Origin of the sequence: Pelistega suis, assembly GCF_013133795.1 — a bacterium.
GTDB classification, from domain to species: Bacteria; Pseudomonadota; Gammaproteobacteria; order Burkholderiales; family Burkholderiaceae_B; genus Taylorella; species Taylorella suis.
The window spans coordinates 37,599-58,657 of record NZ_JABGBN010000001.1 but is presented as its reverse complement, the minus strand read 5'-3'; the positions used below and the strand labels follow the sequence as shown (position 1 = coordinate 58,657).

At 40.8% G+C, this 21,059-nt stretch carries 20 protein-coding genes; 11 read left to right on the top strand and 9 right to left on the bottom strand.

Going from position 1 to position 21,059, the window contains the following annotated elements; all coding sequences use genetic code 11:
- Positions 1-219: 219 nt before the first annotated feature.
- Positions 220-1,008 (bottom strand): MetQ/NlpA family ABC transporter substrate-binding protein, encoded by a 789-nt coding sequence (locus tag HKX39_RS00295; protein ID WP_171679324.1) that lies wholly within the window; start codon positions 1,006-1,008, stop codon positions 220-222.
- Between the two features lie 248 nt (positions 1,009-1,256).
- Between HKX39_RS00295 and yczE the strand changes: the two genes are divergently transcribed.
- From yczE to HKX39_RS00280, 3 genes are all read left to right on the top strand, one after another.
- The gene (gene yczE, locus HKX39_RS00290) at positions 1,257-1,910 is read left to right on the top strand and encodes a membrane protein YczE (protein WP_171679323.1); all 654 of its coding nucleotides are present in this window, start codon (positions 1,257-1,259) and stop codon (positions 1,908-1,910) included.
- 98 nt (positions 1,911-2,008) lie between these two features.
- Entirely contained in the window at positions 2,009-2,158 is a 150-nt protein-coding gene (locus HKX39_RS00285) for a hypothetical protein (RefSeq protein WP_171679322.1), read from the top strand.
- An 88-nt stretch (positions 2,159-2,246) separates the two neighbouring features.
- Positions 2,247-3,572: a Na+/H+ antiporter family protein gene (locus tag HKX39_RS00280; RefSeq protein WP_171679321.1), complete on the top strand. Its 1,326-nt coding sequence runs from the start codon at positions 2,247-2,249 to the stop codon at positions 3,570-3,572.
- Between the two features lie 92 nt (positions 3,573-3,664).
- Here HKX39_RS00280 and HKX39_RS00275 read toward each other — a convergent pair whose 3' ends face one another.
- The 6 genes from HKX39_RS00275 to HKX39_RS00250 are packed head-to-tail and all read right to left on the bottom strand — an operon-like array spanning position 3,665 to position 10,578.
- Positions 3,665-4,996, bottom strand: coding sequence for an NAD(P)/FAD-dependent oxidoreductase (locus HKX39_RS00275; protein ID WP_171679320.1), 1,332 nt, complete (start codon positions 4,994-4,996; stop codon positions 3,665-3,667).
- A gap of 44 nt (positions 4,997-5,040) precedes the next feature.
- The gene (locus tag HKX39_RS00270; protein WP_171679319.1) at positions 5,041-6,039 is read right to left on the bottom strand and encodes an ABC transporter ATP-binding protein; all 999 of its coding nucleotides are present in this window, start codon (positions 6,037-6,039) and stop codon (positions 5,041-5,043) included.
- 1 nt (position 6,040) lies between these two features.
- Positions 6,041-7,051 (bottom strand): ABC transporter ATP-binding protein, encoded by a 1,011-nt coding sequence (locus HKX39_RS00265; RefSeq protein WP_246225938.1) that lies wholly within the window; start codon positions 7,049-7,051, stop codon positions 6,041-6,043.
- Between the two features lie 11 nt (positions 7,052-7,062).
- Positions 7,063-7,935: an ABC transporter permease gene (locus tag HKX39_RS00260; RefSeq protein ID WP_171679317.1), complete on the bottom strand. Its 873-nt coding sequence runs from the start codon at positions 7,933-7,935 to the stop codon at positions 7,063-7,065.
- 10 nt (positions 7,936-7,945) lie between these two features.
- Positions 7,946-8,896, bottom strand: coding sequence for an ABC transporter permease (locus HKX39_RS00255; protein WP_171679316.1), 951 nt, complete (start codon positions 8,894-8,896; stop codon positions 7,946-7,948).
- 2 nt (positions 8,897-8,898) lie between these two features.
- Positions 8,899-10,578, bottom strand: a complete 1,680-nt coding sequence (locus HKX39_RS00250) for a peptide ABC transporter substrate-binding protein (RefSeq protein ID WP_171679315.1) — start codon at positions 10,576-10,578, stop codon at positions 8,899-8,901.
- 180 nt (positions 10,579-10,758) lie between these two features.
- Between HKX39_RS00250 and HKX39_RS00245 the strand changes: the two genes are divergently transcribed.
- From HKX39_RS00245 to HKX39_RS00225, 5 genes are all read left to right on the top strand, one after another.
- On the top strand, positions 10,759-11,361 hold the full coding sequence (locus HKX39_RS00245) for a cupin domain-containing protein (protein ID WP_171679314.1): 603 nt from the start codon (positions 10,759-10,761) through the stop codon (positions 11,359-11,361).
- A 262-nt stretch (positions 11,362-11,623) separates the two neighbouring features.
- The gene (nirK, locus tag HKX39_RS00240; RefSeq protein WP_171679313.1) at positions 11,624-12,760 is read left to right on the top strand and encodes a copper-containing nitrite reductase; all 1,137 of its coding nucleotides are present in this window, start codon (positions 11,624-11,626) and stop codon (positions 12,758-12,760) included.
- Positions 12,761-12,845: 85 nt separating this feature from the next.
- Positions 12,846-13,409 (top strand): SCO family protein, encoded by a 564-nt coding sequence (locus HKX39_RS00235; RefSeq protein ID WP_246225936.1) that lies wholly within the window; start codon positions 12,846-12,848, stop codon positions 13,407-13,409.
- A gap of 18 nt (positions 13,410-13,427) precedes the next feature.
- Positions 13,428-13,922: a copper chaperone PCu(A)C gene (locus HKX39_RS00230; RefSeq protein WP_171679312.1), complete on the top strand. Its 495-nt coding sequence runs from the start codon at positions 13,428-13,430 to the stop codon at positions 13,920-13,922.
- Positions 13,923-13,943: 21 nt separating this feature from the next.
- Complete coding sequence (locus HKX39_RS00225; RefSeq protein ID WP_171679311.1) at positions 13,944-15,137, top strand: YncE family protein; 1,194 nt, start codon at positions 13,944-13,946, stop codon at positions 15,135-15,137.
- On the opposite strand, the gene HKX39_RS00220 is transcribed toward HKX39_RS00225, so the two are convergent.
- Together HKX39_RS00220 and HKX39_RS00215 are read right to left on the bottom strand one after the other, a co-directional pair.
- Positions 15,134-17,287 (bottom strand): heavy metal translocating P-type ATPase, encoded by a 2,154-nt coding sequence (locus tag HKX39_RS00220; protein WP_171679310.1) that lies wholly within the window; start codon positions 17,285-17,287, stop codon positions 15,134-15,136. The genes HKX39_RS00225 and HKX39_RS00220 overlap by 4 nt on opposite strands.
- Positions 17,288-17,292: 5 nt before the next feature.
- Positions 17,293-17,502 carry a heavy-metal-associated domain-containing protein gene (locus HKX39_RS00215; protein WP_171679309.1) on the bottom strand — a complete coding sequence of 70 codons (210 nt, stop codon included), beginning with the start codon at positions 17,500-17,502 and terminating at the stop codon, positions 17,293-17,295.
- Between the two features lie 136 nt (positions 17,503-17,638).
- Here HKX39_RS00215 and HKX39_RS00210 point away from each other — a divergent pair, with 136 nt between their 5' ends.
- The 3 genes from HKX39_RS00210 to HKX39_RS00200 all read left to right on the top strand — a co-directional run bounded on the left by HKX39_RS00210 (position 17,639) and on the right by HKX39_RS00200 (position 21,018).
- A complete protein-coding gene (locus tag HKX39_RS00210; RefSeq protein WP_171679866.1) occupies positions 17,639-18,844 on the top strand; it encodes a CaiB/BaiF CoA transferase family protein in 1,206 nt (401 codons plus the stop codon).
- 130 nt (positions 18,845-18,974) lie between these two features.
- Complete coding sequence (locus tag HKX39_RS00205) at positions 18,975-19,952, top strand: tripartite tricarboxylate transporter substrate binding protein BugE (protein WP_171679308.1); 978 nt, start codon at positions 18,975-18,977, stop codon at positions 19,950-19,952.
- 88 nt (positions 19,953-20,040) lie between these two features.
- Entirely contained in the window at positions 20,041-21,018 is a 978-nt protein-coding gene (locus HKX39_RS00200; protein WP_171679307.1) for a tripartite tricarboxylate transporter substrate binding protein BugE, read from the top strand.
- Positions 21,019-21,059 lie beyond the last annotated feature (41 nt).

Below are 21,059 nucleotides of genomic sequence, written 5' to 3'. Positions count from 1 at the left end.
TTTGATTTTTCAATAAAAACTCACCATACCAGTTGCTTCACTCTGGGATTGATTCTGTTTATTTATCTTCGCCTTTTCTAGGTGAAGACTTGATATTCTATCCGTTTTTTCTATTTTATTCAAGCCCTTAGCAAAGAATCTTTGCGTTAAGGATTGAAAAAACAACAAAGGCTCGCCTATTTAAGCAAGCCTTCGTATATTTGACACCCTATTTGAGTATTAATTTGCTACTGGAATAATGGTGCCTTTGTATTTTTCCTCGATAAACTTCACTGTTTCTGGTGCATGCCAGACTTTCATCAATTTAGCGACTGCAGGATGATCCTTATACTGAGGATCTGTTGCACATAAATTAGCATATGGCGATTTAGCATCTTCCAAAATTAGCGAGTCAGTTTTTGGATTTAATTTCGCTTCCAATGCATAATTTGTATTCACTACAGCCAAATCCACATCATCCACTACGCGAGGTAATGTCGCTGCCTCTAGCTCACGGAATTTTAACTTCTTCGGATTTTCTACAATATCCGCCGCCGTTGCATGCAAATCTGCTGGATTTTTAAGCTTAATCAAACCGCCCTTCTCTAACAATAACAATGCACGCGTACTATTGGTCGTATCGTTAGGAATAGCCACTGTTGCACCCTCCGCTAACTCACTAACCGCCTTAACCTTGCGAGAATATGCCCCCAATGGTGGTACATAAATATAACCTACTGGTGTTAGTCCTGCGTTTGTACGCGCATTAAATGCGTCTAAATGTGGTTTATGTTGGAAGCAGTTCATCATCACCTGTTTATCTGCCACCTGTTGATTAGGTTGAATATAGTCCGTAAAAACGTGAATTTTTAAATCCACACCCTCTTTCTCAAGCGCAGGCTTCATAAACTCTAAAATTTCAGCCGCCGGTACTGGTGTAGCTGCTACCGATAATTCTTCCGCTGCACTAACGCTGTGCGCAGCAGCCAAACTTAATAAAAGTGTGCTAAATAATTTTTTGTTATTCATTTCAACCTTCCTATAAAAATATGGAATAAGCATAACAAACTCTTTTTTAACTGAAAAGTAAGCTTTGGTGATAACAATATAACTTTTAGCTTTTATGAATTTTTTCCTCTTTTTGTCTGAATGATTTTCATCTTCTATTGCAAATAATGCATTTTTACAACATCTCCTCTTAGACCAAACCTCTCTTTCTTTCTTACTCTTTATTTTTCATCCATAATCAAAAACTCCCCCTCTTTTTAAAAACCGTCATGAGTCAACGTAAACATACGCTACCCAAAACGCCTTGGTCTGCGAAATCACACTGGATTCCCACACCCTCTTCATTGCCCGTGCTTTCTATTTCTTTGCTGATTTTTGGGATTGGTGATGGTTTGTTACTTTTATCTCATCTAGGTTCTACGCCTTGGACAGTCTTTGCCCAAGGGATTGCAAACAAAACAGGGGGGCACATTGGTTGGGTGAGTTTTTTTGTCAGTGTTGGAGTGATGCTCACTTGGCTACCCTTCAAACAAAAGCCTGGACTAGGGACAATTCTGAATATTTCTCTCATTGCTGTCGGCTTAGGCTTTACCGCTTCTATCGTACCAGCCCCTACTGAAATGCTCTGGCGCATTGTGTTTATGTTGGCTGGTGTGATCTTAATCGGATCAGCTTCCGCCTTTTACCTCACTTGCCACATGGGACCCGGCCCTCGTGACGGCTTAATGGTCGGTTTATATCAAATGACAGGCTGGAAAATCGGTACCATCCGTACATTAATTGAAGCCACTGTGTGTTTTATGGGTTGGTTACTTGGTGGTATTGTTGGTATTGGTACATTAGTCTTTGCATTAGGTGTTGGCTGGGTATTACAAGGAACATTAGGATTTATTGTTCGCCACTTTTCTATAAAAGAAGTATAAATACCCTTTCATTTTTAAAGCTTTTATTTCTTGTGACTATTAGTCCCCATCATTTAACTCTCCTCTAGAATAAAGGGTGTTAATAACTCGTCTTGGAGATGACAATGTCACAAGAAAACCAACAAGAACCACAATTTGAACAAGTTCAGCGCTCAACCACCGCTCAGAATTCAAATAAACAGCCACAACAAACCCCTCCGCAAGAGAAAGCAACAAAAAGCGGCTGCTGCGGCGCATGTGGTGGCTAAGTAACGTCTTTATGACTTTTTTTAGTAACAAATAATTGCTTCGTGATACACTCCTTCAGAAATGTTAATTTTTCTTAAGGAGTTTTTAATGAACGCCGTTATTATTGCCGTAGCAGTGATGCTTATTCTGTCGCTGGCTCGCGTGCACGTGGTACTCAGCCTCATTCTAGGGGCAATTGCTGGTGGACTTAGCGCTGGCTTAGATATGACGACCACGATGAAGGCCTTCCAAACAGGCTTATCAAATGGTGCGCAAATTGCGCTTTCTTATGCACTACTCGGTGCTTTTGCTGTTGCTATCGCTCATTCGGGTTTACCTCAAATGCTAGCCAATAACGTTATTAATAAATTAAATGGCTCAAATAGTGCTGGTGGCATGGTGAAATGGGGGATTTTGTTCGTTATTCTCGCGATGAGTATTATGAGCCAAAATATTATCCCTATTCATATTGCCTTTATTCCTCTCATTATCCCCCCACTATTACTTGTCTTCAATCGTATGCAAGTAGACCGTCGTTTACTCGCCTGCATAATGACATTTGGTCTAGTCACTACCTATATGTGGCTTCCTTACGGTTTCGGTAAAATATTCCTACAAAAAATTCTTGTTGGTAATATTACCCAAGCGGGTCTTGATGTCTCAGACGTTAACCTATTTAATACCATGACAATCCCTGCCTTGGGTATGGTTGCTGGTCTATTGATTGCCGTATTTATTAGCTATCGTAAGCCTCGCCAATACACCACCACAGAGATTGATATTCAAGCTAATCAACAAACAAAGACACCAGAGACTTCCCGTTATCGTAGTTTTGTGGCCTTATTTGCTATTGTTTTATCATTTATCGTTCAACTAAAAACAGATTCCCTGCTTATTGGTGCCATGGTAGGTTTTGCTGTCTTTATGGCTTTAGGCGTAGTGCGTTGGAAAGAGGCTGATAATGTCTTTAATGACGGTATTAAGATGATGGCAATGATTGGTTTTATTATGATTGCCGCCCAAGGTTTTGCCGAAGTCATGAAAGAAACCAAACAAATTCAACCCTTAGTAGAGGCTTCTGCTGCGCTTTTTGGCAATAGCAAAGGCATGGCTGCACTTGCTATGCTTGTGGTTGGTCTACTCGTAACAATGGGTATTGGTAGTTCATTCTCTACATTACCGATTATTGCTGCCATTTACGTACCCTTATGTGTTGCGATGGGCTTTTCTCCTGCAGCAACTGTGGCTCTTATTGGTACAGCTGGTGCACTTGGCGACGCTGGTTCACCTGCTTCCGACTCAACACTTGGACCGACCGCTGGTTTAAATGTTGACGGTCAGCACGATCATATGCGAGATACGGTTATCCCGACGTTCCTACACTATAACTTACCGTTATTAGTATCAGGCTGGATAGCGGCTATGGTGTTGTAATCACAGTCATAAGAAAAAGGGTCCACTCAAGCAGACCCTTTTTCAACATTCTGAAATAAGCTAACAAGACCTCTTTTATCTCACACCAAATTTTACATCATTCCTGGTCTTTGAATCTTTGATCCATCAACAAGACGAGCGAATCTAAAAGGTGTTGCATCAACAATAGGGTTATCGTTCGCAACCAAATCGGCTGTCAACCTCCCCGCCCCTAGACCAATACCAAAACCATGTCCACTATAACCTGATGAAACTACCAAACCTCTTATCTCATCTACCTTAGAAATAACAGGTATCCCATCAGGTGTACTATCGATTAACCCAGACCATGCCTCTTTTACTTTCACTCCCTTTAAAAGTGGAAAAGTTTCCTCTAAAACAGACATTAATCGATGCACCAAAGTAGGGTCAGGCTCTAATGAAAGTTTACGGTAACGTTCAAAAGGGGACTTTTCATCAAAAGACCATTTACCATAAAAAGCTTCTGGCCCTTGGAAAAACGTTTTACCGATACCTATTTTGAGATTACCTCTACGCTCTTGCAACATTTTTAAAAATTTAAAAGCATAACGCAGACCTTGGGGCGTAACATCCATTCTTCCTTGTGCCGCTAACCCCAAGGTATATCCCCCATCCAAACGTCTACGGATTGCTAATCCAGGTACGGATAAATTCCCTTTTAAAAACTCTGGTGCCTCTTCCGTTCGGAAAGCTGTGCTATAAACACTAGCCTGAGGAAGACTTAGTCCTATCCGACGCAAAAATAGTGATGACCATGCTCCACCCGCACAGACGGCACTACTACATTTCACAAAGCCCTTTTCAGTATAAACACCACTAACTTGCCCATTTGTGACCTCTACCCCTCGAGCTGCACAAAATTGGAAAATCTTAACACCCAACTTTCTTGCAGCTTCTGCCAATCTAGTGGTTGCAATACCTGGCTCTGCTCTACCATCTGAAGGAGACGTTTCTCCCCCTATCCATGCCTTTTCTGTACCATAAGCTAATTGTTGCGCCTCTTGCGCACTTAACATCCGACAATCCATACCATACGGCTTTGCCATCTTATTCCAGGCTTCCCACTTGGCGATATCTGATTCTTTATCAGAAACATAGGTGACTCCCGTGGCTCTAAAACTTATATCAGCACCGATTTCTTCTGAAATCTCTGCCCATCGCATTAAGCTATACTTAATCAAGGGAATTTCTTTTTCATCACGATTCTGTTTACGGCACCAGCCCCAATTACGGCTCGACTGCTCGTCAGCAATAATACCTTTTTCAACTACTATTGCTCTAACTCCCTTTTTTGCTAACTCATATGCGGTAGCAATACCAATAATCCCTCCACCAACAATAACTACATCAGTTTCTGTTGGCAATTGTTGGTCAACTTCTATAGTGAGTAAATCTGCTGGCATTTTAATTCCCAATAATAATGTTGTAGACGCAAAATGATATCACCTTACAAATCAGCTGGGCGTAACTGTAAATCGTGACGAATACATGCTTTCCAATGTCCCGGACTCACTTCAGTTAACTCAGGTTTTTGTTTAGCACAAGCATCAACTGCATACCGACAACGATTACGGAAAGCACAGCCCGACGGAGGATTAATTGGACTAGGAATATCGCCTTGCAATACTATTCTTCCTTGCTTTGTTTTCTTAGTATCTGGTACAGGGACTGCTGATAATAATGCCTCTGTATAGGGATGTTGAGGATTTGTAAACAATTCCTTAGTTGGAGCAATCTCCATCATTCGTCCCAAATACATAACGGCAATACGATCCGACATATGTCCCACAACAGACAAATCATGTGCAATAAATAGGATGGAAATACCTAATTTATTTTTTAACTCTAAGAGTAAATTAACAATCTGAGCCTGAATAGACACATCCAGAGCTGATACTGGCTCATCTGCTACTAATAGCTCTGGTTGACACATCAACGCTCGAGCAATACCCACTCGTTGTCTTTGTCCACCAGAAAACTCATGTGCGTATCTATTCATTTGATCTGGCCTTAGCCCCACCAACTCCAACATTTCTTCTATTTTTCTACGTTTTTCTTCTCTAGAAGATGCTAATTGGTGAATCTCCAAAGGAGCACTCAAAATAGTTTCCACTGTATGTCGTGGATTTAGAGAAGCGTACGGATCCTGAAACACTAATTGCATTTTCTGACGTAGGCGACGCAACTGAGATTTATTTAACGGCAAAATATCTTGCCCTTTAAAACCCACATAACCAGATGTAGGCTCTACCAATCGTAATACACTACGCCCAACTGTTGTTTTTCCTGATCCAGACTCACCAACCAGCCCCAAAATTTCTTGGCGTTTAATCGAAAAGCTAACATTATCAACGGCAACCAACTCCTTCTTGGTTCTGCCTAAGAAGTCCTTCTCAATGGTAAAGCGCTTTGTTAAATCCCTTACATCTAAAACTATTTCACTCATCCTAAGCCCCCTCTTCTAATTCTTCCCAGCGTTCACAACGTATCCAATGTGAGGGTCGTATTTCCGCCAATGACTGAGGTTTATGGCAAATAGACTCTTTAAAATAATCACAGCGAGGACCAAATTTACAACCTTGTGGAAGTTGAAAAGGGCTAGGAACATACCCTGGGATAGAAGGTAACTTTTGTTGATGATCATCATCTAATTGCAATCTAGGAACAGACTTTAATAAACCCTGAGTATAAGGCATACTAGGATGTTCAAATAACTCATCAACGGATGCTTGCTCAACAATTTGTCCACAATACATCACCATCACTCTATCTGCAATTTCGGCAACGACCCCTAAGTTATGCGTAATAAATAACAAACCCATTTTATTTTTCTGCTGCAACTCTAGCAACAGTTCCGTAATTTGAGCCTGAATTGTCACATCTAATGCTGTCGTTGGTTCATCAGCAATTAATAAACAAGGGTCATTAGCCAACGCCATAGCGATCATAGCTCGTTGACGCATTCCACCGGACATCTCATGTGGGTAATTATTTAATCTCTCTCGAGGAGCAGAAATACCAACCATATCCAATAACTCTACCGCACGGTCTAAAGCAGCAGCCTTACTAATTTTATGATGTAACCTCACACCTTCTGCAATTTGTCTACCAATCGTATGCAATGGATTAAAAGAAGTCATAGGCTCCTGAAAAACCATAGCAATATCACGACCTCGTCGCTCTCTCATTTCCTTTTCAGATAACTTAAGTAAATCAACAGCAACTTCATCTCGAGGGCCTTGAAATAAAACCTCTCCAGTTAAACTTACTCGTGGTGTAGGTGGTGTTAGACGCATAATCCCCAGACTAGTCACGCTCTTGCCTGAACCTGATTCCCCCACCAAAGCAACGGTTTCTCCTTGAGAAATATCAAAAGAAACATGATTAACCGCAGTAACTATGCCATTAACAGTTTTAAACTGGACACATAAATCTTTCACTTGTAATATAGGTTGCATAATACTACTCATTAATTCACCTCAGCTCGCGGGTCTAATGCATCACGCAACCCATCACCAATAAAATTAATACTCGTCACCGATAAAGTAATCATTAAACCAGGTAATAATGCTAACCAAGGGGCATTACTCAAATAGGACTGAGCGGCACCAAGCATATTTCCCCAACTAGGAGTCGGTGGCTGAATACCATAACCTAAAAAGCTAATATATGACTCCATCAAAATCGCATGTGCGACACTTAATGTCGCCGCAACCACAATAGGAGCAATAGCATTTGGTAATAACTCTTTAAAGATAATTCTCATATTGCTTGCACCAAGGGCAACTGATGCCACAGTAAAATCCCGAGTTTTTAAAGAGCGTACTTGTGCTTCAACAATACGAGCCACCTCCATCCAACCTGTCGCTGCAAGCAAGAAGATGATTGAATCGATATCTGGTTTTATAAAAGCTGCTAAGGCCAATAATAAAAAGATTGTGGGAAAACAAAGAATCGCATCAACAAACCTCATCAATACAGTACCGATGGTTCCCCCAAAATAACCAGCAACTAGACCAACCAATACACCGATTAACATACTTAATAACATAGCGCCAAAACCAACAGCTAATGAAATACGTCCAGCCATTAATAATCGCGCCAACATATCTCGACCTAATTGATCAGTACCCAACCAATACTCGCTATTGAACGGTGGAGTAAATCTAGCCAAGATATTCACTTGTGTATCATTATGTGTAATTAACCATGGTCCCAAAAAACATGCTAATACAAGAAAGGTAATAGTAAAAATGCCAAACATCGCCAATTTATGACTCATAAAACGACGAAAAGCTGTATTCTTCTTTGCTGGAGAAGCTAATGAAACTGTTGCTTGCATCTCACTCTCCTTAATGGTTCTTAATTCGAGGGTCTACAATGCTATATAGTAAGTCAGCCAACAAACTTCCTAACAATACTAAAATAGCCGTGAACATTAATATCCCCATCACGACAGGATAATCACGATAATCAATAGAGTCTAAAAACAACCTTCCCATACCCGGCCAAGCAAAAATAGTTTCAGTTACTAAAGCTCCTCCCAATAAAGAAGGTAATTGCAAACCTGCCAAAGTAATCATAGGCAACAAAGCGTTTCTTAGAATGTGCCCAAATAATATGCCACGTTCACTGACCCCTTTGGCACGTGCTGTACGAACAAAATCCATGTTAATGACATCTAGCATAGATGATCGCATATAACGGCTCCATGTCGCTGTAGATACTAAAGCCAAAACAATTGTCGGAGCAATTAAATGATGAATATAATTCCAAAAAGACTCATCGCCGGGCGTATAACGATTGCCGGAAGGAAGCCACTGCAATTCAATGGAGAAAATATAAATCACAATCAATCCAAACCAAAAAGTTGGTATTGAAATAGCCACCATAGATACAATAGTAGACAAAGAATCAAACCATGAATTACGGCGTATAGCCCCAACTATTCCAATCCAACAACCAATCAATGCGGCCAAAATAGTAGCCGCAATCATTAACTGAAAAGTCGCTCCTAGATGAGAGGCTATCACATGCAACACTGGTTGCTGATCTCGATATGATTTTCCCCAGTCACCCTGCAACATACTCCCTAACCAGTCAAAGTATTGAATATAGATTGGTCTATTTAAACCCATACGCTCTTCAATAGCTGCAATATCCGCAGCACTAAGCTCGCCCATGGCTGCAAATTGAGCCATAGGTCCGCCCGGTACCGCATGCAATACAGCAAAGCCTATCATTGTGACTAGAAGCAGGATACCTACCGCTATTAACAAGCGCCGTACAACATAACTCGCCATTTTTATTTATTCCAATACCAAGTATTTGCATTCCATGCATTAGACAAGACGTTTACATTAGGCTCAAAACCTGATAGACCTTTCTTATGTCCTTCAACTCTCACCATTTGATACAAAGGCAAAAGTGCTAAATCATCACGTAGTACGTGCTGAAGTTGACGATAAATTTCCTTACGCTCTTCAAGATTAAACGTTTGTCGCCCTTTAACCAACAACTCATCAGCTTGTGGATTTTTATATTGGAAAACATTGCTACCAGCACCGCCCTGAGCCGGAATGGATTTACTACCAAATCGATGCATTGCATCAGGATCATTCCCTGTTATTAAGTTAACACCAACCAATGCGCTTTCAAATTTTGATTTGGTCCAGTTATCACCCCACATTACTGCCGCTGGCATATTATTGATATTTAATTCAACACCAATATTTTTCCAATCCTGTTGAATTAACTGTTGCGTTTGTGCTCGCAACTCATTACCTGATGTCGTACTAATCGTAAAGGCTAAACGACGACCGTCTTTCTCTCGAATTCCTCCTTGCCCTTTCTTCCAGCCAGCCTCCTCTAGAATTTGATTTGCTTTATTTAAATCATAAACTTGTGCTGGCAAGTCCTTAGCATATGCCCATGAAGTTTTAGGTAAAAAACTCTCGGTCTTTTCTGGAATACCATAATAAATAAGATTTACAATGGCATCTCTATTCATTCCATGATAAAGTGCTTGACGTACAGCTTTATCTTGTAAGATAGGATGTCCGTGATTAACTGCTACCACTTCCATTGAAGCCAATGGAACCAGCTTAACATCTACAGTTTTTGAGTTTTTAATTTCATCGTAGAAGTTATGAGGGACACCCTGAATCCCTACCACATCGATCTGACCTGTTCTGAACTGAGTGTATAAACCATTCATATCAGGAATATATTTAAACTCCAATCGTTCTAAGTAAGGACCTTCACCATAGTATTTGTCATTAGCTACCAATACAATCCTATCACCAGATACACGACGGTCAAATTTGAAAGGGCCAGTACCGATAGGTTTTTGACTCATACTTGATGCATTAGGATCAGCATCTTTCTCAAGAACATGTTTGGGCACAATAAAAGTTGATGATAATTGAGAAATATAAGGAGCATAAACCTCTTTCATTGTCCACTTAATTTCATAATCATTAATGACCTCAATAGACTCAATTAATTCATGTCCTTGACGTGTACGAGTATTAAAGTTAGGCTGCTTAATGAGATTCAACGTATAAGCAACATCATGAGCTGTAAAAGGCTCACCGTCATGCCACACCACATCTTTACGCAACTTTATATGCCATGTCAATCCATCTGCAGAGATTCCCCCATTTTCTACAGTAGGTACTTCTTCTGCTAATTTTGGAAAAAAATTACCTTCAGCATCTACTGCCCATAATGGGTCGTATAAATTCCACCATACACCATGATCAACCTCAATAGCAGAAAGCAATGGATGTAATACTGTTGGCTCTTGAGAAAGTCCTATCACCGCCAAGCCTGTCGGTGTCTTAGGGGGATTCGCCCAAACATTCTGAAATGCTAGACCCGCACCTAAAATACTTATACCAAATCCAAAATTTAAAACTTGACGGAAAACTTTATTTGCTTTAAAAGTCTTAATTACTTGATTATTACAATTAGTCACTAACATACTGTTATCTCCTGCAGAAATTTTAGTACAAGTTAATTTATTTGAATTTTTTTTAATCCTGCTAAAATACTAGTACACTAGATGTTTCATGTCAATAATATTTAGTAATATTTAATGAGGCTTATTCGACAAGTAGTCAAAATCACTTTTTGTATAGTTAATCCTTATATAACAACTCTTATGACTATCACCACGACAGAAAAAACAAATACTAATCAACACACAGACAATCTACTTGTTGGACAACAGATTCGCCATCTGCGAAAAAAAGCAGGACTCACCCTGCAAGAGGTAGCAACAGCGACTGGTATGTCTGTTGGCCTACTTAGCCAAATTGAACGTAATTTCACAGACCCATCGATGAGGTCTTTGCGCTTATTAGCAACAGCACTAGATATCCCTATTGCACGTTTTTTTGATGAGCAAGAGCAAATAGCACAGCCTGAAAATTATATTGTCCGGCATAATTCTCGACGCCGTGTTACGCTTAAAAATGGACTATCAAAGCACTTAATCGTACCTAATGAAAACGGATTAATTGAAACCTATTTAGTGCACCTTTTGCCTGATGCGAATAGTGGTGATATTAAATATATCGCAAAAGGCGAAAAGTTCTGTTATGTGCTCAAAGGAGAGTTACACGTCACTCTAAACGGCAATCATTTCACTCTTGTTGAGGGTGATAGTTTCAGAATTCCTACAGATCTCCCTCATGCTTTTAGCAATATAAGTAATCAACCATGTGAATTTATCTGGAGTATTGTTCTTCTTAATAAGCTCTAACTCTTCTATTTTAAGTAAAAAATATATTACATAAGAAATTTCTTACTCTTATGACCGATTCCACCATCTCACCACTCAAAACCAGGCTTTACTATCCAAATCTAGTAAAGCCCTTTTTGTTGCTTTTATACCTATTTTTACTCTCTTTAACTATTTCCTAGTAAATTTCTCGGCTATCTTGATTTTTATCAATTACCCTTTCTATGCCTAGGGTTTATACTGGCTTCATTAACACTTTTATTCCGTTAGAGGAGAGTTTCAAATGAATAAAAAATTTGTCGCAACAGCCCTTTTTGCTGCTTTATTTGGTGCTACAGCTGCTCATGCTGCTGACCCTGTTAAATCAACAACAGGTGGTTTACCTGGCTATGATGTTATTCAAGCACCAGAGAGCATCGCTAAACTAGAACGCGTTAAACAAACACTCGTTGCTCCACCAAACGTACCAGAGCATAGCTTAGATGCACCCGCTGCTCCACGTATTGTTGAAGTAGAAATGTTTATCGAAGAAAAAGAAATCGAAGTTGAACCAGGCGTGTTTATGTGGGCATTCACATTCAACGGCTCGGTTCCTGGTCCGCTAATCATCGTTCACGAAGGTGATTACGTTGAATTAACATTGAAAAACCTTTCTAAAAACCAATTAGTACATAACATCGACTTCCACGCGTCTACAGGTGCGTTAGGTGCTGGTGAATTAACTCACGTTGCTCCAGGTGAAGAAGTTAAAGTACGTTGGAAAGCAACTAAACCTGGTATCCACGTTTACCACTGCGCTCCTGGCGGTGCGATGATTCCTTGGCACGTTGTACATGGTATGAATGGTGCGATTGTTGTCCTACCAAAAGATGGTCTAAAAGACAAAAACGGCAACAAGTTAAAATACGACAAAGCGATTTACATCGGTGAGCAAGACTTCTACTTACCAAAAGATGAGAAAGGCAATTACAAACGTTACGAAAGCGCTGCTCTTTCTTTCGCTGACGACAAGAAAGTGATGGATGGCTTAATCCCAACACACGTTGTGTTCGGTGAGCGTAAGGGTGCTTATACTGGTGATAATGCCCCAACATCAAAAGTTGGTGAAACTATCATGATTTACCATTCACAAGCTAACCGTCAGTCTTACCCACACTTAATTGGTGGTCACGGTGAGTACGTATGGGAGCGTGGTAACTTAGCTGATACACCTGCACAAGATTTAGAATCCTGGGTAATCGCAGCAGGTTCTGCTGGTGCAGCCATGTATACTTTCAAACAACCAGGTACGTACGTTTACCTCAACCACAACTTAATTGAAGCGGTGAACTTAGGTGCATTAGCTCAAATTAAAGTTGATGGTAAATGGAACAACGATTTAATGGAGCAAACACTCCCACCAACAAAAAGCAAAGAATAATTCTTTGAAATTTGTTAAATAAATAGGTGGCTGCTAGTTTTCTCAAAAATTAGCAGCCATTTTTATCTTAAAGGGCCTATCAAAAATGTTTCGTTTGTTTGTTCGCATGTTTTTAGTCATATCAATGCTAGCAGGAACACAAGTCTACGCACGTCAAATTTCATTTGATTTAGAAAATATCCAAGGTAAAGTCACACAAGCCAGTTATCCGGGTAAATATCTATTACTGTCTCTAGGCTATACCTCTTGCCCTGATATTTGTCCTACGACCTTATACGAATACGCTGCTACACTAGAACAATTAGAACAACCAGATGCTATCGTTCCCATTTTTGTGACGATTGATCCAGTCAATGACACAGCAGAGACTCTACTCTCCTACACCGAATACTTTGATAAACGCATTGTTGGTTTAACAGGTTCAATGGCAAATATTAAAGCCTTAACCGATCAGTTAGGCGCGACTTTTGGTTACCGACTCGATGGCAAACGTATTGATATACCTGAAAAAGGCACCGCTTATACGGTTTATCATACTTCCCTCATTTACTTAATCAACCCTGAAGGTCAGCTCGTTGATGTCTTTGACTATCAAATCGGTGCTGATGATTTAGCGGCAGCTTTAAATAAAGTTCTTGTGAAAAAATAATCATCAAGGGAATAATCCATGAAAAAAACACTTATCACACTCGCACTTACCTTAAGTGCCACAGTACCTGCATTAGCTCAACATCAAGGGCATACAGGCATCCATCTTGAAGAGTGCATTATTCAAGAACCGATTCCGGGTAAACACATGACGGGTGCTTTTTTAAAATTAATCCGTCATGGCAACCCTGTCACAATTAGCAAGGTTGATGTCTCCAGCATCACTGCTAATGCCGAGTTACACACCATGACAATGAAAGATAATGTCATGACAATGAGCCCCATGACTGACCTCGTCGTAGATGGTGAGCGCATCTTCCGCAAAGGGGGGGATCATGTCATGTTAATGCAAATCCCTACTGACAAACTCCCTAAAGCGGGTGAAAAGCATACAATGACATTTAGCTTCACTGACGGCTCAACGGCAAGTTGTGAAGCCATTGTTAAAACAGCAAAAGAAGTGATTGAGGCCACAAAAGCAGATGGTCATCAGCAAAATCACCATAAACACTAATCTCATCAAGCGAGTACGGTCATGAATAGACGCGATTTTCTTTCCTTGACAACTGGTAGCCTAGCATTAGGCCTATCAGGCGCCAATACTTTTGCGAGTGAAGCTACACCATCTCTTCATGCCCCTACTCGCTATATTTTCATCACGGATAACTCTACCTATTACATTGCTGTCTTTGATACAGTAACTGGTAAGCGTGTGGGTCATTTAAATTTCAATTTTCGCCCTAAAGTTATTGAAATGGCTCGTGATGACAGCATGTTAGCATTGGGCAATCCTGAGCTTTCTGCACTATATCTATTTGATTTAAAAACGCAAGAAACCAAAGTGGTGAAGACTCCTTCACCTGTCTATCAAATTTTCTTTATCCCTCAATCCAAACTACTCGCTGTTGCATTGAGAGATCAGGTGGGCATTGTTAATTATGTCTCTGGGGAAATGAAAATCTTCCCTCAGAAATTTGATTCAAATAAACGAGAAACAGTTCTTTATCAGTACTACACCTTATTATTCAGCTCTTTTAGCCAATCATTCTGGGTATTAGATAAAACAAAACCTGTGATTTATCACAATTATGGTGAAGCCTCTATGGATACCCCATGGCGTACTATTGATTTCTCTAAGCGCTTAAATACGTCTTCTGGCTTAGATAAAGGGGTAGCGAGTCCTGAAGACTATATGATTGCTTTTAATACGCTAGATGGCTCTGAAGGACTTATCTACTTCCCTGAGAAAGATAAACTCCTACACACAGGAGATATGTATACCGTAGGATCAACTTATCGCCCAATGGTATCACCCTATATTGATGCTTATTCCAAACGAGTTTTATTTGCTGATGTTTCTGGCAATATGGCTTATTTCAACCTCGAGCGTGGAGATGAAAAGCCAACTCGCTATAAAGTGGATTTTTCACCTCGACTCATTCGCAGTGGTTGGCTAGAAAGCACATGGATTATCGGAGGGGACAAGGGTCTTCGATTCCATGATTTTGATAACCCTGACAATCACAAAACCTATCGCTTCCCATACGAAGTCGTTGATATGTGGGTAACAGGTGATAGTAAAACGCTCTACGTAACCGTCGATGAGGGACCTCCACAAGTACTTCGTTTTGATATTCGCACACGCGAAATGCTAGAGCCCATGCCTGTACGCGGCGTTGTGATGGGCGGTACATTACGGATGGGTAGCAATAATAGTATCTGCTACTAATTTAATCTTAAATGTTTTAATCTTAAAGCATTGCTTAATACCGAAACAGAACTTAATGCCATGGCTGCACCTGCAATAATAGGATTTAAAAAACCGAGTGCAGCTAATGGTATACCCAACACATTATAAATAAAGGCAAAAAATAGATTCTGTTTAATATTCTTTAAGGTCGCTCGCGACACCAATAAGGCATCCACCATCTGATTGGCTGATTGTTGCATAAGCGATGCAGAAGCTGAGTATTCTGCAACATCAGAGCCTCCTTTCATAGCAAAACTCACATTCGCTGCAACCAATGCAGGCGCATCATTAACGCCATCACCTACCATAGCCACTACTTTCCCCTCTTGCCTTAAAGCTCGGATACGCTCAGCCTTATCTCGAGGACTACATTGACCATAAGCATGCGTAATACCTAATTGTTGTGCAATATACGATACCACTTGTTGATGATCACCACTCATGACATAGATATCAATTTGATGGTCTTTTAAGCGTTCAATGGCAAGGCGAGTATCTTCTTTCAATCCATCGGCTAATGCAAAAGCACCGACTGGCTTGTCGTTAATCGCAATAGCCACAATACTCGCAATACCCCAGACCTTATCACTTAGATTAGTCATGGATAAACCACAGAAATCAGGTTTACCTACACGAATAACGCCAATATCTGTCAGCTCTGCCATCACGCCCTGACCGACCACATTGGTAACATTAAATGCTTCCAATAACACTAAGCCTTTCTTCTGTGCAGCGCTAACTAAGGCTTTTGCTAAAGGATGTGTGGCACTTTGCTCAACACTAGCGACTATTTGCAACAACTTATCTTCTGAGAAAGTCACATCCTCAATATGGCTTGCTACTAACTCTGGTTTACCTGCAGTTAATGTCCCTGTCTTATCAAAAACGACGGCGTTAACATGTGCCGCTTCTTCCATCACTGTTGCATCTTTAAACCAAATACCACGCTTAACAGCTTGACCCATACCGACCATAATGGCTGCAGGTGTCGCTAAACCTAGCGCACAAGGACAAGCAATCACCAAAACAGCGACGGCATTCATAATCGCAGACTCTACATCACCTTTTAACCAAAAAGTAAGGATAAACGTGAGTATCGCAATCCCCACAACGACAGGGACAAAAATCGCTGAAACCTTATCTGCCAAACGAGCAATAGGTGCTTTACTGCCTTGTGCTTCAGATAGCGCTGACATCATATCACCTAACAAGGTCTGTGAGCCTAGTTGCTGTGCCTGATAGATAATACTACCGTCATTCACTAATGACCCTGCCAATACCGCAGAGCCAGATAGTTTTTCCTCTGCACGTGATTCTCCAGTTAAATGGCTCTCATCCATCCAAGCATTACCTTGCAATACAACACCATCAGCAGCAATACGATCACCGTGATTGGCTCGCAGAATATCACCCACTTTCACATCATCTAAAGCAATCGTTTCCCAACTTACTCCCTGCTGACGCTGTACTTTGGTCGGGCGTAATCGCAATAACAAACGTAAACTATTTAGACTATTTTTCTTGGCTCGCTCCTCTAGGTATTTTCCTAGACTGACAAAACCAATAATCATTACACTCGCCTCAAAATACACATGAGGCATACTACTACCATGATGTCCTGCATGAGGACTAAAGAAAAGCTGATAAATCGAATAAAGATAAATAGCGACTGTCCCTAATGTCACTAAAACATCCATATTTGCTAAGCCACCTTTAATCGCGGCCCAAGCGCTTTTATAAAAAGGAATCGCTAATAGCCATTGAACAATACTGGCGAGTATAAGCTGCCATAATGGCGGCAGCATCCATTGATGTTGCCCCAACAACATCCCCAGCATCCCCACAAGAAAGGGAATATTAATCACTAATAACAACCACAAGCGAGGGGTCATATGGGCTTGCTGAATCATCGGCTCTTTTTTTATAGCGGCGTTATAGCCTGCTTTTCTAATTAGCTCGATAAGCCCCTCAGTATCAATCAACTGAGGATTAAAAACAATCTGTGCCTCTTCTGAAGCAAAATTGACTTGTGCCTGATGAATGGCTTCTTTTTTATTTAATATTTTTTCAATTCGAGTCGCACACGCTTGGCATGTCATCCCTTCGATAGAAAACTGCAATTTTTCCATTACTACTACGCAATAACCTCAAAGCCTGCGTCCTCGATCGCCTCAACTAATGTAGCTTCTGTCACCACCGTTTCATCAAAAACCACTTCAGCTTTTCTCTCACTGTGATTAACCTGAGCACTTTGCACGCCTGATAACTCTGTCAACACACGCGTCACACTCTTTGCACAACCTCCACAGGTCATACCTTCTACATTAAATACGACTGTTTTCATCCTAACCTCACAAAAAATCATCTGTTAGATGTGAGTTCATTCTACTCCCAAACCATTTTTTTTACAAAATACTCAACAAAAAGAAAAAAATAGCCTACTATACGTAGAGAGACTAACTTTTAAAATGAAAAAAATGATGAATACTCGTAAACCCCCTCTTGATGGCGTTAAAGTTCTTGACTTAACGCGTGTTTTAGCTGGTCCTTGGTGTACACAAAACTTAGCCGACCTTGGTGCTGACATTATTAAAGTAGAACGCCCTGAAACCGGTGATGATACCCGTGCTTGGGGACCTCCTTTTTTAAAAGACGAACAAGGTAAAAACACAACTGAAGCCGCTTATTATTTAAGTACCAATAGAAACAAGCGTTCTATTGCCATTGATATTGCCTCACCTAAAGGCAGTGCTCTTGTTCGTGAATTAGCAAAATCTTGCGATATTTTTATTGAGAATTTCAAAGTAGGTGGCTTAAAAAAATATGGCTTGGACTATGAAAGCCTCAAAGCCATTAATCCTAAACTCATCTATTGTTCTATCACAGGCTTTGGTCAAACTGGCTCTATGGCTCAAGACCCTGGTTATGATTTTATTATCCAAGGGATGGGTGGGCTAATGAGTATTACGGGTGAACGAGATGATTTGCCCGGCGGAGGTCCTCAAAAAGCAGGGGTTGCTGTCACCGATTTAATGACGGGGATGTATGCTACGGTCGCTATTCTGGGTGCCTTGCATGAACGACACCGCAGTGGTCTTGGACAATATTTGGATATCGCCCTATTGGATTCACATGTCGCTTTATTAGCCAATCAAAATCTTAACTATATGACATCGGGTAATATTCCACCACGCTATGGCAATGCACACCTGAATATCGTCCCCTATCAAGTATTTCCTGCCAACGACGGACACTTAATTGTGGCAGTAGGCAATGATAAGCAATATCGAGATTTTTGTCAGGCCATTAACCATCCAGAATTGGCACAAGACGAACGATTTATCACCAACCCCTCTCGTTTGGCTCATCGTGATCTCCTTGTCGGTATACTCACCGATATTCTTAAAACCGATACTCGAGATAACTGGTTAAACAAGCTAAATGCTGCCAAAGTACCTTGTGGTCCAATTAATAATATCAAGCAAGTCTTTGATATGCCTCAAGTACAAGCAAGAGAAATGTGGCAAACATTACCTCATCCGACAGCAGGGACTGTTCCAACTGTAGCAAGTCCAATGAGATTCTCTGATACACCGATTCAGTATAAGAAACACCCTCCCTTATTGGGCGAGCATACAGATGAAATCCTCAAAGAATTTAATCTGCAAGATTTTCTGAATAATTAAAATTGCCATACCATAACGTCCACCAGCAATTAATGTGCTAATACGCTAGTTCATTAGCGTTTTTACGAATGGCAACACACTTCTTTTTTAATTAGATTTGTCAAATAATCAACCACAAAAAGGAAGCACCATGAAAAAGACCCTCTTTAAAATGGCTGCAGTTGCCACTCTCTTTACCCCTTTCGTTAGCTCAGTTGCTCTAGCTACGTATCCTGAGCAGCCTATTCGTATTATCGTTCCTTTTGCGCCTGGCGGTTCAACCGATATTGTGACTCGTATTGTCAGTACCAAAATGAGCGAGTATCTCGAACAACCGATAGTTGTTGAAAATAAAGCTGGCGCAGGTGGTGCTGTTGGCGCTCAAGAAGCTGCTCGTGCAAAACCTGACGGTTATACATTATCAGCAGCCACCGTATCTAGTATGGCAGTCAATCCTAACTGTAAACCCACAGGTTTAGGTTATGATCCATTTAAGGACTTCTCTCCTGTCACTAACTTTGCCAATGTACCTAATGTTGTTTCTGTACATCCTAGTTTTCAGGCAAAAGACCTTAACGAATTTATTAAAAGACTGAAAGATAATCCTAATAAATTCTCTTATGGTTCCGCTGGTCAATGCAGCATTAGCCATTTGTTTGGTGAGGCATTTAGACAAGCGACAGATACCGATATTACACATGCACCCTATCGCGGAGCAGGCCCAGCAGTTGCTGATGCGGTGGCGGGTCATATCGAAATTCTTTTTGACAACTTACCGTCATCATTCCCTCAAATTCAAGCTCAAAAATTACGTGCTCTTGCTATTGCTTGGCCAGAACGCTTAAAAGACTTACCTGATGTCCCTACATTTAAAGAGCTAGGCTATGCGCAACTCAATCAGCCCTCATGGTATGGTCTATTAGCACCCGCCAATACACCAAAAGAAGTGATTGATACCCTACATCAAGCTGCAGCCAAAGCACTACAAGACCCCGCCGTTAAAGAAGCGCTACTCAAACAAGGAGCATTTGCTTCGGGTAATACACCAGAAGAATTCGCTAAGGAAATTAAAGCGCAATTTGATTGGGCACATAAAGTGGTATCAGAGGGTAAGCTGAAACTCCAATAAAACCACATATTAGCGTTATTACTGATAGCAAATAAGGTCTCTTTCGGTTACATTTCAGGCAATTGTTTCAAATGAATGGAGTAGTACCATGAAAAAGACCTTATTTAAAGTTGCCTCGCTTGTGGCATTTAGCTTTGCAGCCTTATCTTCAGCTGCCCATGCTGCCTACCCTGAGCAACCTATTCGCGTGATTGTTCCATTCGCACCAGGTGGTTCAACGGATATTGTTACTCGTATCGTTACCTCAAAAATGAGTGAAATCCTAGGTCAATCTATCGTGGTTGATAACAAAGGCGGTGCTGGTGGTGCGATTGGTGCTCGTGAGGCTGCTCGCGCTAAACCTGACGGTTACACACTATCCATTGCAACGGTTTCAACATTAGCTGTTAACCCTGCATGTAAACCTACTGGTCTAGGCTATGATCCACTTAAAGACTTCACCCCAGTAACCAACTTTGCTAATGTACCCAACGTTGTAGCTGTTCACCCTAGTTTCCAAGCAAAAACGCTGGATGAATTCCTAAAACAACTTAAAGATAATCCAGGTAAATTCTCTTATGCATCTTCTGGACAATGCGGTGTTTTACACTTATTCGGCGAGGCATTCCGCCAAGCAACTGGTACCGATATCACGCACGTACCTTACAAAGGATCAGGCCCTGCTGTCGCTGATGCTGTAGGTGGTCATATTGAAGCTATCTTTGATAACATCCCTTCTTCTTTACCACACCTTGTAGCCGGCAATCTACGTCCTTTAGCGGTGGCGTGGAAAGAGCGCTTAACAGAACTTCCAGATACACCTACTTTTAAAGAGCTTGGTTACGAGCAGCTAAATCGTCCTGTATGGTATGGCTTATTAGCACCTGCTAATACACCAAAAGAAGTGGTCGATACTATCTACAAAGCAGCAGCTCAAGCACTCCAAGACCCAGCCGTTAAAGAATCTCTATTAAAACAAGGTGCATTTGCCTCTGGTAACACACCTGAAGAATTCGCTAAAGAGATTAAAGAGCAATACGACTGGGCTCATGAAGTCGTGAAAAAAGGTGGTTTAGAATTACAATAACCCCTCTCAAATAGCAGTAATACAAGACCTAGGTTATATAA

Bases quoted from the DNA above. Each gene is read 5' to 3' on its own strand.
- HKX39_RS00295 (WP_171679324.1), bottom strand. From the start codon at position 1,008: ATGAATAACAAAAAATTATTTAGCACACTTTTATTAAGTTTGGCTGCT.
- yczE (WP_171679323.1), top strand. From the start codon at position 1,257: ATGAGTCAACGTAAACATACGCTACCCAAAACGCCTTGGTCTGCGAAA.
- HKX39_RS00285 (WP_171679322.1), top strand. From the start codon at position 2,009: ATGACAATGTCACAAGAAAACCAACAAGAACCACAATTTGAACAAGTT.
- HKX39_RS00280 (WP_171679321.1), top strand. From the start codon at position 2,247: ATGAACGCCGTTATTATTGCCGTAGCAGTGATGCTTATTCTGTCGCTG.
- HKX39_RS00275 (WP_171679320.1), bottom strand. From the start codon at position 4,996: ATGCCAGCAGATTTACTCACTATAGAAGTTGACCAACAATTGCCAACA.
- HKX39_RS00270 (WP_171679319.1), bottom strand. From the start codon at position 6,039: ATGAGTGAAATAGTTTTAGATGTAAGGGATTTAACAAAGCGCTTTACC.
- HKX39_RS00265 (WP_246225938.1), bottom strand. From the start codon at position 7,051: ATGCAACCTATATTACAAGTGAAAGATTTATGTGTCCAGTTTAAAACT.
- HKX39_RS00260 (WP_171679317.1), bottom strand. From the start codon at position 7,935: ATGCAAGCAACAGTTTCATTAGCTTCTCCAGCAAAGAAGAATACAGCT.
- HKX39_RS00255 (WP_171679316.1), bottom strand. From the start codon at position 8,896: ATGGCGAGTTATGTTGTACGGCGCTTGTTAATAGCGGTAGGTATCCTG.
- HKX39_RS00250 (WP_171679315.1), bottom strand. From the start codon at position 10,578: ATGTTAGTGACTAATTGTAATAATCAAGTAATTAAGACTTTTAAAGCA.
- HKX39_RS00245 (WP_171679314.1), top strand. From the start codon at position 10,759: ATGACTATCACCACGACAGAAAAAACAAATACTAATCAACACACAGAC.
- nirK (WP_171679313.1), top strand. From the start codon at position 11,624: ATGAATAAAAAATTTGTCGCAACAGCCCTTTTTGCTGCTTTATTTGGT.
- HKX39_RS00235 (WP_246225936.1), top strand. From the start codon at position 12,846: ATGTTTCGTTTGTTTGTTCGCATGTTTTTAGTCATATCAATGCTAGCA.
- HKX39_RS00230 (WP_171679312.1), top strand. From the start codon at position 13,428: ATGAAAAAAACACTTATCACACTCGCACTTACCTTAAGTGCCACAGTA.
- HKX39_RS00225 (WP_171679311.1), top strand. From the start codon at position 13,944: ATGAATAGACGCGATTTTCTTTCCTTGACAACTGGTAGCCTAGCATTA.
- HKX39_RS00220 (WP_171679310.1), bottom strand. From the start codon at position 17,287: ATGGAAAAATTGCAGTTTTCTATCGAAGGGATGACATGCCAAGCGTGT.
- HKX39_RS00215 (WP_171679309.1), bottom strand. From the start codon at position 17,502: ATGAAAACAGTCGTATTTAATGTAGAAGGTATGACCTGTGGAGGTTGT.
- HKX39_RS00210 (WP_171679866.1), top strand. From the start codon at position 17,639: ATGAATACTCGTAAACCCCCTCTTGATGGCGTTAAAGTTCTTGACTTA.
- HKX39_RS00205 (WP_171679308.1), top strand. From the start codon at position 18,975: ATGAAAAAGACCCTCTTTAAAATGGCTGCAGTTGCCACTCTCTTTACC.
- HKX39_RS00200 (WP_171679307.1), top strand. From the start codon at position 20,041: ATGAAAAAGACCTTATTTAAAGTTGCCTCGCTTGTGGCATTTAGCTTT.